At 52.1% G+C, this 16652-nt stretch carries 16 protein-coding genes and 1 tRNA gene; 6 read left to right on the top strand and 11 right to left on the bottom strand.

From position 1 onward, the window contains the following. Positions 1–432 precede the first annotated feature (432 nt). The 3 genes from BTJ39_RS20980 to BTJ39_RS20970 form a co-directional block, all read right to left on the bottom strand. Positions 433–509 (bottom strand) — tRNA-Pro (locus BTJ39_RS20980). A 95-nt stretch (positions 510–604) separates the two neighbouring features. Next, positions 605–2356 carry an LPS biosynthesis-modulating metalloenzyme YejM gene (gene yejM / locus BTJ39_RS20975; protein ID WP_078004672.1) on the bottom strand — a complete coding sequence of 584 codons (1752 nt, stop codon included), beginning with the start codon at positions 2354–2356 and terminating at the stop codon, positions 605–607. A gap of 20 nt (positions 2357–2376) precedes the next feature. After that, a complete protein-coding gene (locus BTJ39_RS20970; protein WP_078004671.1) occupies positions 2377–2604 on the bottom strand; it encodes a YejL family protein in 228 nt (75 codons plus the stop codon). A 185-nt stretch (positions 2605–2789) separates the two neighbouring features. Here BTJ39_RS20970 and yejK point away from each other — a divergent pair, with 185 nt between their 5' ends. Beyond that, a complete protein-coding gene (yejK, locus tag BTJ39_RS20965) occupies positions 2790–3794 on the top strand; it encodes a nucleoid-associated protein YejK (protein ID WP_078004670.1) in 1005 nt (334 codons plus the stop codon). 66 nt (positions 3795–3860) lie between these two features. Here the strand turns inward: yejK and rplY are convergent, their stop codons facing one another. Continuing rightward, on the bottom strand, positions 3861–4145 hold the full coding sequence (rplY, locus tag BTJ39_RS20960) for a 50S ribosomal protein L25 (RefSeq protein ID WP_078004675.1): 285 nt from the start codon (positions 4143–4145) through the stop codon (positions 3861–3863). Between the two features lie 120 nt (positions 4146–4265). After that, entirely contained in the window at positions 4266–6020 is a 1755-nt protein-coding gene (radD, locus tag BTJ39_RS20955) for a DNA repair helicase RadD (RefSeq protein ID WP_078004669.1), read from the bottom strand. A 320-nt stretch (positions 6021–6340) separates the two neighbouring features. On the opposite strand from radD, the gene rsuA reads away from it, so the two are divergent. From rsuA to BTJ39_RS20940, 3 genes are all read left to right on the top strand, one after another. Further along, positions 6341–7045 carry a 16S rRNA pseudouridine(516) synthase RsuA gene (gene rsuA / locus BTJ39_RS20950; RefSeq protein WP_078004668.1) on the top strand — a complete coding sequence of 235 codons (705 nt, stop codon included), beginning with the start codon at positions 6341–6343 and terminating at the stop codon, positions 7043–7045. Between the two features lie 39 nt (positions 7046–7084). Then, positions 7085–8284, top strand: coding sequence for a Bcr/CflA family multidrug efflux MFS transporter (locus BTJ39_RS20945; RefSeq protein WP_078004667.1), 1200 nt, complete (start codon positions 7085–7087; stop codon positions 8282–8284). A 338-nt stretch (positions 8285–8622) separates the two neighbouring features. After that, the gene (locus BTJ39_RS20940; protein ID WP_078004666.1) at positions 8623–8961 is read left to right on the top strand and encodes a YejG family protein; all 339 of its coding nucleotides are present in this window, start codon (positions 8623–8625) and stop codon (positions 8959–8961) included. Between the two features lie 109 nt (positions 8962–9070). Here the strand turns inward: BTJ39_RS20940 and BTJ39_RS20935 are convergent, their stop codons facing one another. The 4 genes from BTJ39_RS20935 to BTJ39_RS20920 form a co-directional block, all read right to left on the bottom strand. Next, complete coding sequence (locus BTJ39_RS20935) at positions 9071–10663, bottom strand: cyclic di-GMP phosphodiesterase (protein ID WP_078004674.1); 1593 nt, start codon at positions 10661–10663, stop codon at positions 9071–9073. 297 nt (positions 10664–10960) lie between these two features. After that, the gene (gene mepS / locus BTJ39_RS20930) at positions 10961–11536 is read right to left on the bottom strand and encodes a bifunctional murein DD-endopeptidase/murein LD-carboxypeptidase (RefSeq protein WP_078004665.1); all 576 of its coding nucleotides are present in this window, start codon (positions 11534–11536) and stop codon (positions 10961–10963) included. 473 nt (positions 11537–12009) lie between these two features. Further along, positions 12010–12723, bottom strand: a complete 714-nt coding sequence (locus BTJ39_RS20925; RefSeq protein WP_078004664.1) for a phosphatase PAP2 family protein — start codon at positions 12721–12723, stop codon at positions 12010–12012. 34 nt (positions 12724–12757) lie between these two features. Beyond that, positions 12758–13744: a CobW family GTP-binding protein gene (locus BTJ39_RS20920; RefSeq protein WP_078004663.1), complete on the bottom strand. Its 987-nt coding sequence runs from the start codon at positions 13742–13744 to the stop codon at positions 12758–12760. Positions 13745–13819: 75 nt separating this feature from the next. Here BTJ39_RS20920 and BTJ39_RS20915 point away from each other — a divergent pair, with 75 nt between their 5' ends. Then, positions 13820–14131 carry a hypothetical protein gene (locus BTJ39_RS20915; RefSeq protein ID WP_139356392.1) on the top strand — a complete coding sequence of 104 codons (312 nt, stop codon included), beginning with the start codon at positions 13820–13822 and terminating at the stop codon, positions 14129–14131. A gap of 78 nt (positions 14132–14209) precedes the next feature. On the opposite strand, the gene yeiP is transcribed toward BTJ39_RS20915, so the two are convergent. Then, entirely contained in the window at positions 14210–14782 is a 573-nt protein-coding gene (gene yeiP, locus BTJ39_RS20910; RefSeq protein WP_078004661.1) for an elongation factor P-like protein YeiP, read from the bottom strand. A gap of 161 nt (positions 14783–14943) precedes the next feature. Here yeiP and BTJ39_RS20905 point away from each other — a divergent pair, with 161 nt between their 5' ends. Further along, on the top strand, positions 14944–15198 hold the full coding sequence (locus tag BTJ39_RS20905; protein ID WP_078004660.1) for a YkgJ family cysteine cluster protein: 255 nt from the start codon (positions 14944–14946) through the stop codon (positions 15196–15198). On the opposite strand, the gene BTJ39_RS20900 is transcribed toward BTJ39_RS20905, so the two are convergent. Next, a complete protein-coding gene (locus BTJ39_RS20900; protein WP_078004659.1) occupies positions 15199–16377 on the bottom strand; it encodes an MFS transporter in 1179 nt (392 codons plus the stop codon). It abuts the gene before it with no gap. Positions 16378–16652: the final 275 nt, after the last annotated feature.

Genomic DNA, 16652 nt, shown 5'->3' with positions numbered 1-16652 from the left:
CGCGGAATTCAGGCGAATGCTGCTTACGGGGGTTCTTACTGGTTGATACGGATTTTGTCATGTGAGCTACCTCTGGTTGAGAGTTTACTCACTTAGTCGCGTGTCCACTAATGGTGGGTAAGATCAAACAGCGTTAATGTCGTTTTGCGGACGCGACAGGCTTGCAGTGTTAAGAGGCATGGCATTCATTATTGACGATGGAGAGACCATAAAAGGAGACGCGCTTAGCGATGTTATTGTGAGGGAATTGGTGACGCATTCTCTTATTGCGCACCGGGGTTGGGGGGCGGCTGTTTGAATATAGGTAAATACAGTTAGGTAATCTGTCTGGTTCCTATGCAAAACCACTCACAATTTCACCTTCATTTCACCTTGTTAAATTTCTGTAAAGCAAAAAAGCAGCCATAAGTGGCTGCTTTTTTTAGGGAAATTTGGTCGGCACGAGAGGATTTGAACCTCCGACCCCTGACACCCCATGACAGTGCGCTACCAGGCTGCGCTACGTGCCGAACGTGGAGGCCTATACTACTGATTTCGGCCCTGATTGCAAGGGCTAACGCGTTGACTGCTCTGTATTTATACAGAATTCAGGTCGTCAGCAGTATTAATCAGCAATAAAGCGTTTTTCCTCCGTCAGCACCTGCAACAGCAGGGCTAACTGAGGCTTATGATCTTTCAATTTATTTCCGCGCTTATCCCAGGCATCGTAGCTGCCGTTATTATCCAGCGCAATGGTGACGTCTGGCGTGGTAATCACCAGGCGGCGATCCTCGCTGCCAGCAACCCAGTTGCGAGAGCGCTGGGCGGCAAACAGATCTTCACCCTGAGAATAATCGTTCGGGTTGAGCGAAACGTGCAGCAAACGCTGCATCAGCGTCATCATAATATCCTGGTGCTCGGTCAGGCGGGTAACCGTCTGCGCTGGGGTATGAGGCCAGTGTATTACCAGCGGCACCTGCAGCAGGGCACGATTGCCGGGGTTATTTTCCCCCTGCATTGCCAGACCGTGACGGCCCGTTATCACCACGACGGTATTCTCCAGCAGCTGCTTTTGCTGCAAGGTGGTCAGGATTTGCTGAATCTGATCGTCCACGTTGCCGATGGTATGCGAGTAATAGCGGATCGCGGCTTTATCACTGCTGCTGTCATCGCCGGTTGCATCAAACGCCACGTAGGAAAACCAGGGCGCGCTGCCGGGCTTCAGACCGCTAAGCCAGTTCTGCCATTGGGTTGTCGTCGCGCCATTGCTCTGGCTGGTGGCCGTGGGCAGCGTGAAGTCAGCCAGCAGCGCCTGACGATAAAGCGGCGAGGTAAAGCCGTCACTGTCGAACAAGCCAAACTGATAGCCCTGATGGCTCAGTGCGCTCATCAGCGCAGATGGCGTCCGCGAAGCCAGTATGCTGTCCATATAGCTGGGCGAAATGCCATAAAACAGGCCAAACAGACCGCTGTCGCTGTCGCTACCGGAGCTGAAGTGCTGGGTGAACTGTAAGTTCTGCCCGGCAAAGCGGCTTAGCTGCGGCATGTCTTTGTTAAAGCTGGCCGCGTTAAGTCCGTCAACGGTGATCACCAGAAGATTTTGCCGGGTGCCGGCATCCCGGTAGGTCAGATTGTTGAGCGGGTAATCGACGCAAACCGCTTCTGGGTTACCCTGCTGAATTAAACGGCGCTGGAACTCTCTGGCATCCAGCATTCCGTGGCGCTCCAGGAAGCGACGGGCGGTCATCGGATAAGAGAGGGGCAGGTTGGAGCGCTGCATAGTAATCGGACGATAAAAGTTAGCATCGGCCCAGATATACATTACGTGGCTAACCACAAATGCGCAGATAAACAGCATTGCCAGCGGCCTGCCAAAATGGCGCCGGTTCAGACTACGCAGCTTTTGCCAGCTCCAGGTAGCGAACAGCATTTCGACCAGGAGTATCACCGGAACGCCAATAAACATCAGCTGCCAGTCGCGCGCCAGTTCACTCTGGTCGGGGTTAACCACCAGCTCCCAGACCACCGGATTAAGATGGAGGTGGAAACGGTTGTAAACTGCGCTGTCGACCAGCAGCAGCGTGAGGCCGGAGGTCGCCAGCACCACGGACAGAAAGCGCATTAGCCGCTGCGACATCACGATGAACGTCAGCGGAAAAATGATAAGCAGATAAGCGGCAAAAACAATAAAACTGAAGTGGCCAATCCAGCTGGAGATAGCGTAAATGCGTCCGGCCAGCGAGGCAGGCCAGTCGGAAAGCGCCAGGTAACGGCTACCTAAAATAAACGCGCAGATGATATTGAAGAGGGCAAACCAGTGTCCCCAGCTTATCATTTGCGAAATTTTTTCCAGATAGCGCTGTCGGTTCGTTACCATGATTCCGTTACGGTTGCCTGTTAGTGCGCTTTGTCTTCGCGAACGGAGGATTGCAGCGCCTCGGCGAAGGAGCGGGCCAGGGCACGTCGCTGCGCTGGCGGTATATCGGTATTAATCAGGTTTGTCACCATGTTTCCCAGTACCATCAGGGAAAGATCGGTCGGCGTCTGGTTCTGTTCCAGAACCTGAACCAGTTCTGCGAGGATTTTCTCCACGCGTTCGTCGCTGTATCGGGATGATTGTGGCATAACGATGAATAAGCAAGTGTTCCACTAAGTTTAAGGGGGCCATCTTATAGTAAATTCACGATTTATTCTGCTCTTTTATCGCAATGGCATCGTTAAGCCAGCACAATAATGTCGTTGCTTAATGTATTGATTGCCGGCCTGAGCTTTGATTGAATACGCCCCTTATGGTCTTTGGAGAGTTTATCATGAGTCTGGATATCAACCAGATTGCTCTGCATCAGCTAATTAAGCGTGATGAGCAGATGCTGGAGCTGGTACTGCGCGATTCTTTGCTGCCTGCCACAGAGGCGGTGAGCGAAATGATGGAAGAGCTGCACCGGGTGTACAGCGCAAAAAATAAAGCTTACGGCCTGTTTAATGAAGACAGCGAGCTGGCAGAAGCATTACGCCTTTGCCGCAAAGGTGAAAATGATTTTCTGGCTTTCAGCCGCGCGGCAACGGGCAGACTGCGTGATGAACTTGGTAAATATCCTTTCGCTGAAGGCGGCATCGTCCTGTTCAGCCATTACCGCTATCTTGCCGTTGAATATCTGCTCGTGGCGGTGCTTAGCAGCCAGAGCAGTATGCGCGTTAATGAGGAACTGGATATCAGCTCCACCCACTATCTGGACATCAATCATGCCGATATCGTTGCGCGTATTGATCTCACCGAATGGGAAACAAACCCGGAATCGACCCGCTATCTGACCTTCCTGCGTGGGCGGGTAGGGCGGAAAGTCGCCGATTTCTTTATGGATTTTCTCGGCGCCAGCGTCGGTCTCGACACGAAAGCACAAAACCGCGGCTTGTTGCAGGCGGTGGACGATTATTGCGCCGATGCCAGCCTCGATAAAAATGAGCGTCAGAGCTACCGCCAGCAGGTTTACAGCTACTGTAACGACCAGCTGCAGGCCGGTGAGGAGATTGCGCTTTCCGATCTCTCGCAGGAGCTTGCGCCGCTGGGAGAAAAGAGCTTTGAAGAATTTACCCAGCAGCAAGGCTATGAGCTTGAAGAGCATTTTCCTGCCGATCGCAGTACGCTACGCCAGCTGACTAAATATGCCGGTAGCGGCGGTGGCTTAACGCTTAATTTTGACGCCATGCTGCTTGGCGAGCGTATTTTTTGGGATCCAATGACTGACACGCTGACGATTAAAGGCACGCCGCCTAATTTGCGCGATCAGCTGCAGCGCGCCACTGGCAGTAAGTAGGCAGGCTGACCGCAGACAATAAAAACGCCGCGATTGCGGCGTTTTTATTACTCATTGCTGAGACGATTAAGCGCGAACGAAGTCAATGTGATTTACTTTCGGCTTAAACGGATGGCGCTGTACCGCCTGGATTTTAACTTTGCTTTCTTTTCCGTCGACAACCAGCGTCAGAACTTCGCTATAGAATTCTGGCTTGGTCTGCAGGTTCATAACGGTGTCATGATCCAGCTCGATGGAAAGCGCAGCTTCTTTACCACCGTAAACGATCGCGGGGAATTTGTTAGCTGCGCGCAGGCGGCGGCTCGCACCCTTACCCTGCTCTTTACGTACTTCTGCATTTAGTGTGAACATAATCATTCTCTTCAAATTAAACGCCTGTTGCAGGCGACCCAGCAACAGGTTGAGGTTCTGCTTTTAGCTAAGCAAAAGCGCGGCGAATTATAGCGATGTTTAGCGCCTGCGGCAACGTAATTAGCGTAATTCGTTAGCGCGCCGGTAGCGTCCCTGGTAATCAAACAGCTTTTCCCGCACCTGCCAAAACTTTCCGCGCATCCGCGCAACGACGAAGTCCGGATGACGTAATAGCGGCTGCAGCGCCACGACGTCAGCTGCATTTTTCCAGCCCAGCGCCACGCCGGGGGCGCGCTGATGCGGGCGCATAAATAGCAGTTCAAAAGCGCCTTGCTGAGCCGGGGTGCGTAAACGAAAGCGTTCGCTGACGCTGCTGCCGTCTTCATCATAGTAAGTGGCTTTCAGCCATTCGCCCTTGTCGTCGCTACCGGCGCTGAGCTGCATGCCGCCGCAGCGTATAACGAGGGCGTCTTTTAACTTCAGCGCTGCTTTTAACATATCGTCGGCGTCGACCAGGATGGCGTCGCAGCTATGGCAGCGTCGGGCGGCGATATCGTTTTCCGCGCCGCAGTCGGCACAGTGTTTAAAGCGAAAGCGAAAGTCACACTGCGCACGGTTGCCTTCGTCATCTTCTAATACGCCCTGACAGCGGCGCCCAAAATGCTCGATTAGCGTACCGTCAGCGGTGGTTTTTCCCCAGAAGGTGTTGGCAAAGCCGCAGGCCGGGCAGAATACCTGCACCGGTTGGTTATCGCTGGCACCTTTAGGCGAACCAATCTCCGGGGTAAAAATATCATGAGGATTGCCCGCGTAATCAAGAATCAGGCAGCTGCTTTTTCCCGGACTCAGGCGCAGGCCCCGGCCGACTATTTGTTGGTAAAGGCTGACCGATTCGGTCGGGCGCAATATGGCAATAACATCGACATGCGGCGCATCAAAGCCAGTGGTTAAAACCGCGACGTTGACCAGATAGCGAATCCGACGCTGTTTGAAGTCGCTAATCAGCTGGTCGCGCTCTTTGGCAGGCGTAGCTGCGCTAATGAAGGCCTTACTTTTCGGCAGGTAGCCGAGCACTTCTTTGGCATGTTCTACCGTGGCGGCAAAAATCATCACGCCCTGTCTTTCCGCGCTGAGTTCAACGATCTGCTGAACAATCTGTGGCGTCACCCTTTGCTGTTTTTTTAATTCGCGGTTTAACTCGGGTTCGCTGAATAGACCATCGGGCCGTGCGGCCAGTCGGCTGAAGTCATACTGCACGATCGGCATATCCAGCCTTTCCGGTGGCACGAGGAAGCCATGCTTTATCATATAGCGCAGCGGTAATTCGTAAATGCAATCACGAAACAAAGCGCTGTGATCGCCTTTGATCATGCCATGGTAGTGATACTGATAAATCCATCCCTGGCCGAGTCGGTAGGGCGTTGCCGTCAATCCCAGCAGGCGTAGCTCTGGGTTGTGGCCGCGCAGATGGTTGATAATCAGCTGATACTGGTTCTGCTCGCTGGCGCCGATACGGTGGCATTCATCAACGATAACCAGCGAGAAGGCGCTGTCGAACTGCGCCAGATTGCGCGCCACGGACTGGACGCTACCAAAAACCACTTTGCCATCGCTCTCTTTTCTGGCCAGCCCGGCGGCAAAAATATCGGCCTCAAGTCCCCAGGCGCAGTATTTAGCATGATTTTGTTCGACCAGTTCTTTGACGTGAGCCAGCACCAGCACGCGACCGCGAGCCAGACGAGCCAGGCCGGCAATCACCAGGCTTTTTCCCGCGCCGGTAGGCAGCACGATCAGCGCCGGCTCTTTGCTGTGGCGAAAGTGGCGCAGCGTTGCGTCGATAGCTTCTTGCTGATAAGGACGTAAGGTAAAAGACATAACAACAGTTAATGGCGACAAAACAGAATTATGCCATGAATTAGCAGCATAATGGATATACCCTCTGTGACTGAAGGGTAAGAGTGGTTATACTAAAAATGTAACTGGTAACGGGCGCTGCGCCGCCGGCGGAGCCCGACGATAATATAATGCTAAACGCCGGCCGTCGTTCCGGTGCCAGCGAATACAAGCTATCGCCGCCCCGTTTATACTTTTATGCAGACCGTTTTCGGCCCCATTCAGGATGTTGCGCGACCGCGCGATCGTCTTAAAACACCGCCAACTGATTAGCGGTATCCAAAAAGGCAGTACAAAATTTAATGCGACTTGATAAGTTTTTATCTCAGCAGCTGGAGATCAGCCGTGCCATTGCCGGGCGCGAACTACGGGCCCGGCGTGTAACCGTCGATGGCGAAATGGTCCGCGACGGTGCGTTTAAATTGCTTCCTGAGCATCAGGTTGAGTATGACGGCAACGTGCTGCAGCAGCAGAGTGGCCCGCGCTACTTTATGCTTAATAAACCCGAAGGGTACGTCTGTTCTACAGACGATCCCGATCATCCAACGGTGATATTTTTTCTGCAGGAGCCAGCCGCCTGGAAGCTTCATGCCGCAGGTCGGCTGGATATTGACACCACAGGGCTGGTACTGATGACCGATGATGGGCAGTGGTCGCATCGCATCACCTCGCCCCGTCATCACTGTGAAAAAACCTATCTGGTCACGCTGACTTCAGCGCTAAGCGGTGATGAAGAGGCAAAATTTGCCGCAGGAATTCAGCTACATGGTGAAAAAAATCAGACTAAACCGGCCCGACTCGAGGTGGTGTCAGAACTGCAGGTCAGATTGACTATCAGTGAAGGTCGCTATCACCAGGTCAAAAGAATGTTTGCTGCGGTTGGCAACCATGTTGCCGCGCTGCATCGCGAGCGCATCGGCGACATTATGCTGGATGAGACACTGGCGCCCGGCGAATATCGTGCGCTGACCGGGGAAGAGATTGCCAGCGTAGGGCTGGCACGCTAAGGGCACATAAACATCATCGTCATCAGGGGTAATCTGGCTGTGGGCAAGGAAAAAAATTCGTCGTTAGGGCTGGTGGTGATATGTGGTCTGCTGGCTATGCTGATGCCGCTTTCCATTGATATGTACTTACCAGCGCTGCCGCAGATAGCCGCGCAGTTTGGCGTCGAGGCCGGCAGCGTGCAGATGACTCTTAATGCGTACATTTTAGGGTTCGCTCTTGGTCAGCTGCTGTACGGCCCCCTGGCCGATAGCTACGGTCGTAAGCCGGTGATTGCCATCGGTACGCTGATTTTTGCCCTGGCGGCGGCGGCCTGCGCGCTGTCACAATCCATTGATACCCTGATCAATATGCGTTTCCTGCACGGCCTGTCGGCGGCGGCGGGCAGCGTGGTGATTAGCGCCCTGATGCGTGACAGCTACTCCCGGGAGGAGTTTTCGCGCATGATGTCATTCGTCATGCTGGTGACAACCGTCGCGCCTTTGCTGGCGCCGATAGTGGGCGGCTGGATGCTGATGCTATGGAGCTGGCACGCTATTTTCTGGACCATCTCCGCTGCGGCGATCGTTACCACGCTGCTGGTGGTCACTCAGATCAAAGAAACGCTGCCAAAGGAAAAACGCCAGCGTCTGCATTTACGCACCACCCTTGGCAATTTTCTCTCGCTTTTTCGCCATAAGCGCGTTTTCAGCTATATGCTGGCGAGCGGCTTTTCCTTCGCCGGTCTGTTCTCATTTTTGAATGCCGGTCCCTTTGTTTATATTGAGCTTAACCACATCTCGCCGCAGAATTTTGGCTATTACTTTGCCTTAAACGTGGTGTTCCTGTTCCTGATGACGCTGATTAACAGCCGTTCAGTGCGGCGTTTCGGGCCGCTCGCCATGTTCCGGTTTGGTCTGATAATCCAGTTTGTTATGGGGCTATGGATGGTGATTGTCAGCGCGTTCGATCTTGGATTTCTGCCGCTGGTATTTGGCGTTGCTATGTTTATCGGCTGCGTGGCGATGGTGTCATCAAATGCAATGGCCGTTATTCTTGAAGAATTCCCTCATATGGCAGGAACGGCCTCGTCGCTGGCCGGTACGCTGCGTTTTGGCGTTGGTGCATTAGCCGGAGCGCTGCTTTCTTCCTTCTCATTTAGCAGTGCATGGCCAATGGTCAGCGCTATCTTTCTCTGCGCCAGCGTCTCACTGCTGCTTTTCTTCTATGCTTCACGCCCGCGTAAAAACCGCGCTAGCTGATAGTGTCAGACGCCTGATCTGCGGTGATTTACTGCCAGTAATTAATTGACCCTGCCGTTGCTTCGTTTCATTAATGTAAATGCAATGATGCAAAAAAGTGGCAATTTGTGCTGAAAAAAGGTTGTTATAATTTAGTTAAAAGAGTACATATAACAAAAAATGAGAGCTATCTCTCATAACCGTTTTGCCGCCGCAAAGCTGTACTGTGCGTTAAGCTAGCGTACGCTGCCGTTTTTTATCTCTCTGACTGGCAGCATCTGGCGTAAAAGGCGCATCTTTGGCGCGGCTATTTATGTAAATGGAATGTTTTAAAAGGACAGCTCTGGGAGCAACGCGCCGTGAATACGTTACAGCATTCTGTGGTTCATCGTTTACCGCAGTCTTACCGCTGGTCTGCCGGTCTGAACGGCATCGCCGTTGAGCCATTAACTATCGGCGGCCTGCAAGGCGAAGACGATCTGATTGGTCTGCGGCTGTTGAGCCATAACGGCGAACCGGCATGGAATGTCATGCGTCACCTGCAGGCTACGCTGGCGGAAATTCAGCTGGTGTGCTCGGTGCTGGAGTGGGAAGGGGAGCCTTGCCTGTTTGTTCAGCGTAACGATGAGCATGCAACGACCTGCAGATTAAAAAACTACGGCGTCGGCATTGCCGAGACTTTTTCAGGCCAGCCCTGATGCTGTGCCGGTTGCCTTTGGTGTTATTACCTCGGGATGATAACCATACGGGCCGCTATTTACCCTGAGTGGGCATATTGCCGCGTCAGTTAGCGACTTTCGCCGGGAGCTATGGCGAGGGCTTGCTGGAGGGCGTCGTATGGGGCATGAGTATCTGATAATTTTCACTTAGCTGCGCGACGGTGCAAGGCTTGCTAAAAAGATAGCCCTGCATATAGGTGACGCCGCGCTCAAGTAGCCATACAGCCTGATCGCTGGTCTCGACGCCTTCGGCAACGGTATTCATATTCAGCTTGCGCGCCAGATTAAGCACCGCATCCAGCACCGGCGAGGTAACGGTTTCCATGCCGATGCTTTGCACAAATCCGCGATCAATTTTAAGATAGTCAAATTTGAATTTTTCAAGATAAATCAAGGCACTATGCCCGGTTCCAAAGTCATCGATAGCGATTTCAATCCCCTGGCGGTGGATCCAGGTAAACATCTCTTCGGCGTTATCTTCCGACACCATCGAGCGTTCGGTAATTTCAAAAATATATTTAAAATGATGGGTGGGCATCGCATCCAGCCAGTGACGTACGTCCTGACAAAAGCTGCTGGCGGTAAGATGGGTCGGTGATAAATTAATGCTCAGTTTGCTGCCGGAAGGAACCACGTGACGTAATTTTTCGGCATCTCTGGCAATCAGCTTAAAGAGATGACGGGTCAGCGGGACGATCAGGTTTTGACCTTCGGCAAAGCTGATAAAGGAGTCCGGCGGAATGCGTCCTTCCGTCGGATGGGTCCAGCGCATCAGCGCTTCCATTCCATAGATCCGCCCGCTGGCGGCTTCAATTATTGGCTGGTACTCAACGTGAAACTCGCCGCGCTTAATACCCAGCAAAATCTCTTTACCCGGCTGCAGGCGCAGCGTCATCACCAGAAACCAGACGGAGCTCATCAACAGCGAAAGCAGGAGCGCTGAGACCAGAATCAGATGAATGTCCCGGCTGGGCATCGCTTCGCCATAGATATCAAAAGTCACCGGATAGCCAGGTACCGCCACCCGGCGCAAAGGCGTGCCGGGTAGTTTTACCTTATCAATAATATTGTCATTCCAGGTGGTGATGGCCTTATTTCCCGCAATAATCGCCATGCTGTCAATTTGTTGGGCGCGCGCGGCTAAGAGTAAATACGGCGTAAGATTAATATTCAGCGTTGCCAGAACGCCGCTTTGCGGTATATGGGAATTTTTTAACCAGAACACGATGGCGGGTTTATCTTTAACCATCGGCGTTTGCGCAATAAGCCGGATATCGATGTTGTTATCGGGATTCGTTTCCGGCGAGATTTCATTAATGTTGAGCCACATATTGCCGGTTGCCGATGAGCAAAATGCGGCATTGTTTCTCACCAGCAGAATCGCCCGGATATTTGCGCCAAAAGCAGCGCGTTGTGTTAAATCGCTGCTGATGCGTCCGCAGCTGGATTGCGTAAAGTCTTGCAGGGGCTTAACGGTTTTTTCCAGGCTGTCGAAAATATTATTAAGATAGTGCTGAGAGCTCAGGGCCAGCTGATCGTAGCCGTTAGAACGGCGGTGCCAGGTGAAAGTTAGCGCCAGTAAGGTAAAAAGCAGAAAAAATACTAACCCAAATACCGCGCTGGTAACGGCGATTTTTCGCGGGTTAGTAACATGCTTTGTCACCATGGTTGACAGTGGCATGGCGCTTTCTCCTGAGTGCAGCAGCATACTTTCCGGGGAAGGTATCAGAAAATAGTACGACAGGATGGCAGGATATAACGGCGGGGGAGCGCTGTCTCCATATTATTTTGATTAACAACCCTTTTTTCATCAGCGTTGCCAGTAAACTCTGCTGATAAATTGCAACAGGACGTCGTTTTGTTTTGCGCTGATTGCGCCGCGATGGCTGCGAGGAATCGTCAGCGTTTCATCCGCTATCGGGCATAAAAAAACGCTGCCGGAAGGCAGCGTTTCTGTTTTGCAATTCAGAAGGGATTATCAGCTTTGCGTGCGACTTAATACGCGTCTGGCTTCGCGGTAGCGATTTTTCCAGTAGCTGTCGTTCATGCTGGAGATCATGACGCCACTGCTGGTCGACGCATGAACGAAATTATCATTTCCCAGATAGATACCGACGTGGCGTCCCGTTGAGCCTGCGCGAAACAGTACTAAGTCTCCGGGGCGCAATTTACTGCGCTGAATGCTGCGTCCGGAACCGCGCTGTTCGGATGTTGAGCGAGGTAAGCTCAGCCCAAACTGATCGCGGAAGGTCGTCTGCACAAAAGCAGAGCAGTCGATGCCACGTTTACTGTCACCGCCAAGCCGGTAACGAACACCTTTCCAGCTGGCGTACTGGTCCATTAAACGGGATTTAATATCCACATTCTGAACCATCTTTTCAAATTCATCCTGAGACGCTTGCAGTAAAAAACTATCCTGGTTTTTAACTGCATGAGTATCAGTCTGTGCGTTATATCCTGAGTGAGATGTGCTGCATGCTGAAAGTAACGTCGCCAGCGCAACGGCGGGGAGCGCCCGCAATACGTATCTCAGAATTGGTTGAGACTTGACCATTATGTTTGTTATCCCTTGAAGTCCTTAACGACGTTGTCGTTAGCTGAATTGCAAAACAGATTGAGATTAATCAGACCAGGTCCGTAAGACAATTCCTGAATTATTAAAATGTGTCTAACTACACAAATTTAATCAAGACAGCAGGGAATAATTCTGACGCTTTACCTGTCAGTGAAGGAGGTTAACTGATTCGAAGCCTTATGGCGAGGGGTTTTGCAGACTTTTTTATAGGTTTTTATAATGTTTCATACCATTGCTGATGTTGACTGCTTTTTGCACGACCACTGTTTGTTAACGCTATGCGCTAAGTCAAATTCACTGAGGATTTAGGCCGGACGGGTAAAAACTCAGAATATTCAGTATGGACTGTGCATTTTTTGACATGCGCGATCAATTAATTGACCTGTTTTTTACTTTTCTGGTTCATTTAATTAACCAGCTAATAATAATTCTACTAACTGGCGTGTTTTTAATTAATGGTCATTTGTCGTCTGAAATTTATACGGCTGATAGCGATAAACCAGCTTTAGCAACCAATCGCTGGCCGGGGTAAGCAACCACCAGCTCAGGCAAACCAGCACCACCGACATTGACCCCACTGCGATATCGCTAAACCAGTGCGCGCCGATCATTAGCCGCGGCAGGCCAAAAACTAACACGATAACGGCGCTGATGGCAAAAGCACGCAGGCCGAAGTAGCGCCACATAAAGCAGGCAAAAATGATCAGCATCATGCCGTGGTCGCCTGGAAAACTATCGGCTGAAGAATCCTTCGCCGGAATGCCGGTGAGTTCGGCTGCGTGATTAACGTGGGCAAAGAATTTGGTCGGGCTGGGGCGACTGTCAGGCAGCAAGTGACCAAGCTGATTGAGTACCACGGCAGTTATCAGCATCGTAATGCCAATTGCAAACATACGACGACGCCCTTGCGCGGTTTGCTGGCGCCAGTAGCTGTAATACAAGCCGCCCATTGCCAGCAGCGATACCACGTCAAAAGCGCGAAAGTTGGTTATGGCGATGGTCCACAGCAGCGGTTTATTGCTCGTCAGCCGGTCGTTAAACCAGAAAAAGATATCTTTATCGAGCGTAAACCAGGCGCCGTGTCCGGCGGGTAGATGCCAGGACAAATAAAGAACGATGCCTGTGACGTTCAGCAGCAGTATGAGTGGCAGGTGTTTTTTCAGCATGACAATAAAAGAATTTTTAGAATAATTCTTTTAATTATGCCTTTATTGTTAAGCGAATATTCAGCAATTTGTGTTGTAGGGCATTCCAGTCAGCGGGTTGATCATTGATAAGCTCAATGCGGCTGTCAGGCGGCGCTGTGGGGTGCATCTCAATATGAAAGTCCTCCCCCTGACGATTGATATAAACCGCCCCCTGACCGAGCCTGATTACCCCTTTTACCCGGCTGACCGGGGCATGACGCGCCCATTCGAGAATGGCGATAGTTTCAAATACCGTTTCGCTATCAAATACCCAGCCACAGGAAAAGTACCCCTGACCTTCATTCAGTGCGCGTCGCCAGCGTCCGGCGCCGGCAAGCTGCAATGACGACAGTAAAGAAAGCGGCTGTTTGACCGGATGATGATGGGCTGCATCAGCAAGCGGACGCAGATTACGTCGAGGTTTATCCAGCAACGCGCGGTCTATTTGCCCGCGAGTCGTTGTTATCACCAGACGGCCTTCGGCTTCGGTCTGACGCCAGTTTTCCAGCGCGCTTTCATCTTCCGGCTGCCAGCAATCTTTTTTATTGGCGATAATGATATCCGCTGCTAATAATTGATTACGGAAATTCTCGTTTTCTTTTACTCGCGGTTGCCTGAGCTGACGCGGATCGAGCAGGCAAAAAGTTGCCTGAAGCGTCAGCCAGGGCTGATAGAGCGGGTCGCTCAGCATGCTGAGGATCTGCTTTGGATGACCCAGGCCGGTTGGTTCAATCAACAATCTGTCCGGTTTAACCTGTTTGAGTAAGGTATTCAAACCGACCTGCATCGGCAGGCCGTTCACACAACACATACAGCCCCCGGAGATCTCTTTCAGCACGGCCCCTCGCTCAGCAAGCAGAGAGCCGTCAATACCGATTTCACCAAACTCGTTGACAAGGACAGCCCACTTTTCATTGTCAGGTTTAGTCGCGAGCAGATGGAGCAGCGTGGTGGTTTTGCCACAGCCAAGGAAGCCGGTAATGAGATTGACCCGCGTCATAAAAAAATCTCCTCAACATTAAAGCGTTTCGCTGATATGCCGATAACCGATCCGTAGCCTGATGAGGAACCGATCATGAAGCTCATAGCAAAAAGCATGCTGTTTTGCTCACTCAACCTACTTGCCTCAAACGTGGTTTTAGCCGACTCGCGTGAAATAGGCCAGGGTGTCATTCACTTCACGGGTTCAATCGTTGAATCTGTTTGCGAATTCAGTAATACCGACAGCCACATTTCCAGTCGCTGCATGCGTGATGGTAAAATGGTGGTTCGCAGCACAACCGTTGCTGCAGCCAATAAAACAATTCCCGCGGAAATCGGTAAGGTAGAAACCACCTGGCTTAACCCAGAGCACAACCTGGGGGTCATGGTCGTTAGCTATAATTAATCCTGGTATAAAAAAAGCGGTAAGTTGCATTACCGCTTTTTGTTATCTTATAACATTATTCGTTTGCAACTCAAGCCGTCAGTCGGCACGTCCCATATAGCGACGCTCAGGAATATGAATGCGAATTTTATCGCCGTTGCTAAGGTATTCCGGCACCTGAACCACCAACCCGGTACTCATACTTGCCGGTTTGGTGCGCGCGCTGGCCGAGGCACCCTTAATGCCCGGAGAGGTGTCAGTAATTTCCATGTCCACCGTTTGCGGCAGCTCCAGCGCCAGTATCTGCCCGTCCATAGTTAAAACCTGGATGCCCGGAATACCGCCTTCAGGAATAAACAGCAGTTCGTCTTCGATCTGCTGTTTTTTAAAGTGGTAGGGGGTGTAATCTTCGTCATCCATAAACACATATTCATCACCGTCTATATATGAGAAAGTGACCGCCCGGCGGCTGAGTAAAATGGTATCGAGGATATCATCGCCTTTGAAACGCTCTTCGACCTTCAGGCCGGTACGCACGTCAGTAAAGCGCATTTTATAAAGGGTTGCCGCGCCGCGCGCGCTGGGGCTTTGTATGTCGATATCTTTCACCAGCAGTAGCTTGCCGTTGTAGCTTATCGCCATACCTTTTTTAATTTCGTTTGCTTTTGCCATCTGGCAACTCTCCATCGAATTGGTCAGTGCCAGGTTACCCGCGCCCTTAACATCAGGCAAGCGAAACAAAGCGCAGAGGAAAATTATTGCGCAGGTTGCTGCTGGCGGTTCTTCATTAATGCTTACTACTATTATTGTCAGTATCCTGACGGAGGCTAGCGATGGAATGTCGACCTGACTGCGGTGCTTGCTGTACCGCTCCTTCCATATCTTCACCGATTCCCGGGATGCCTGCGGGTAAGCCCGCCAATACCCCCTGCGTTCAGCTCGACGACCAGCAGCGCTGTCGCATTTTCACGTCGCCGCTGCGACCCAAAGTCTGCGCCAGCCTGCAGCCTGCGCGGGAGATGTGTGGCGAAAATCGCCAGCAGGCGATGACCTGGCTGATTGCGCTTGAGCGATGCACCGCGCCCTGATCAGGGATTGCGGATAGACCACAGGCAGCCCAGCGTGACCGCCGCCATCGCCAGTGTCAGCAGGAAAACGCTATGATAGCCCCACAGCTGAGCGGCGCCGCCGGAAATCAATCCGGCAACCAGCCAGCCAACGCGGCTGGTATTGGTAAATAAGGTCGTTGCGGCGCCGGCCTGACCCGGCATTAAATCCTGGAAGTACAGCATGCCGGTTGCCGCCACCAGGCCGATAAACAGTGCGTTAAAAAACTGCAGCGCCAGCAGCATTCCCGGTGAGGTGATAAATAAGGTGCCGGCATAGAACAGTACTGCTGACGCTGCGCTGATGCGCAGCAGACGGCGCTTGCTGAAGCGGGCGGCGTAGTAACCGGCTATCAGCATCACCGGAATTTCCAGCCCGGCTGCGAGACCGATCATTTCACCCGCCAGTTTTTCATTCAGCTGCAGTTCATGGACGATGTATAACGGCATGGTTATCAGATAGCAGCTATTGGCGCACCACATCAGGGTACAGGCAACAAAAAGCAGCAGTGTGTCGCGCCGGTTTCGCCGCGGCGCCTGGAGTTTATCAATAGTGACGGCCTGCGTTTTGCGCATCGTCGGCAGTAAAAAATGCACCAGCAGGGCACAGGCGGCGAAGGCGACCGCTGCGCAGGTATACATGGCTTTAAAACCAAAGCCGACTGCCAGCGCAAAGGCGAGTGGCGGACCGATAACCCAGGCCAGCGAGATCTGCGCCCGCATCACCGAGCTGAACATCGCCGCCTCACGACCAGTTTTATCGGCATGCTCACGCGCCAGCGCAAACATTTGCGGGTTGGCGGTGGTGCCGAAACCTGCCAGCAAGGTTCCCACAATAATCAGCAGCAAATAGCTGTGGCTCCAGGCGAACAGCAGGGCGCCTGCCGCGCCGAGGACACAGCATTGCAAAATGAGGGTTTTACGGTCGCCGCGGCGATCGGAAAAGGTGGCGAGAAGTTGGCTGACGACAATGCCTGCCAGGGCATTAACGGTAAAAAATAGTCCTACCAGCATCGGGCTGGCATGAATTTCACCGGAAAGATAGAGACTCAACGTTGGGGTTTGCAGTGCGCCGGCAACACCCGAAAAAAAAGCCACCAGCAAAAAAGCGCTGGCTTGCAGATTAGGTAAACGGCGTATCAGTACGCCAGGCGTAAACATAGTTATAACTTCAGCGAAAAAAAGGACGGCGGAATTTTACTACGGCTGTCGTTAATTAACAGCGCTGAGCGGCGTTAAATTTATCTGCCGCCGTCATATCGCACTATTTGTCCAGCTGCAGCTGTAAGGGGTTTCAGCTTTTTTCTTCACCGGGCGTCAGCGCTTCAGCAGCGCGTCAGCTTGCTTGCATCACGGCGGCTATTTTCCGGCTCTCGCGCCTTAGAACTGTGCGTGCCATCAAATATTTCTCATCCAGTTTCCAGTAAAACTTGCTA

This window comes from Izhakiella australiensis, from assembly GCF_002006995.1.
Classification (GTDB): domain Bacteria; phylum Pseudomonadota; class Gammaproteobacteria; order Enterobacterales; family Enterobacteriaceae; genus Izhakiella; species Izhakiella australiensis.
Note: the sequence above shows the minus strand (reverse complement) of the source record. Positions and strands in the feature narration are given on the sequence as shown.

What these genes read in the sequence shown, in the direction of transcription:
- yejM (WP_078004672.1), bottom strand. Translation starts at nt 2,356, where the DNA reads ATGGTAACGAACCGACAGCGCTATCTGGAAAAAATTTCGCAAATGATA.
- BTJ39_RS20970 (WP_078004671.1), bottom strand. Translation starts at nt 2,604, where the DNA reads ATGCCACAATCATCCCGATACAGCGACGAACGCGTGGAGAAAATCCTC.
- yejK (WP_078004670.1), top strand. Translation starts at nt 2,790, where the DNA reads ATGAGTCTGGATATCAACCAGATTGCTCTGCATCAGCTAATTAAGCGT.
- rplY (WP_078004675.1), bottom strand. Translation starts at nt 4,145, where the DNA reads ATGTTCACACTAAATGCAGAAGTACGTAAAGAGCAGGGTAAGGGTGCG.
- radD (WP_078004669.1), bottom strand. Translation starts at nt 6,020, where the DNA reads ATGTCTTTTACCTTACGTCCTTATCAGCAAGAAGCTATCGACGCAACG.
- rsuA (WP_078004668.1), top strand. Translation starts at nt 6,341, where the DNA reads ATGCGACTTGATAAGTTTTTATCTCAGCAGCTGGAGATCAGCCGTGCC.
- BTJ39_RS20935 (WP_078004674.1), bottom strand. Translation starts at nt 10,663, where the DNA reads ATGCCACTGTCAACCATGGTGACAAAGCATGTTACTAACCCGCGAAAA.
- mepS (WP_078004665.1), bottom strand. Translation starts at nt 11,536, where the DNA reads ATGGTCAAGTCTCAACCAATTCTGAGATACGTATTGCGGGCGCTCCCC.
- BTJ39_RS20925 (WP_078004664.1), bottom strand. Translation starts at nt 12,723, where the DNA reads ATGCTGAAAAAACACCTGCCACTCATACTGCTGCTGAACGTCACAGGC.
- BTJ39_RS20920 (WP_078004663.1), bottom strand. Translation starts at nt 13,744, where the DNA reads ATGACGCGGGTCAATCTCATTACCGGCTTCCTTGGCTGTGGCAAAACC.
- BTJ39_RS20915 (WP_139356392.1), top strand. Translation starts at nt 13,820, where the DNA reads ATGAAGCTCATAGCAAAAAGCATGCTGTTTTGCTCACTCAACCTACTT.
- yeiP (WP_078004661.1), bottom strand. Translation starts at nt 14,782, where the DNA reads ATGGCAAAAGCAAACGAAATTAAAAAAGGTATGGCGATAAGCTACAAC.
- BTJ39_RS20905 (WP_078004660.1), top strand. Translation starts at nt 14,944, where the DNA reads ATGGAATGTCGACCTGACTGCGGTGCTTGCTGTACCGCTCCTTCCATA.
- BTJ39_RS20900 (WP_078004659.1), bottom strand. Translation starts at nt 16,377, where the DNA reads ATGTTTACGCCTGGCGTACTGATACGCCGTTTACCTAATCTGCAAGCC.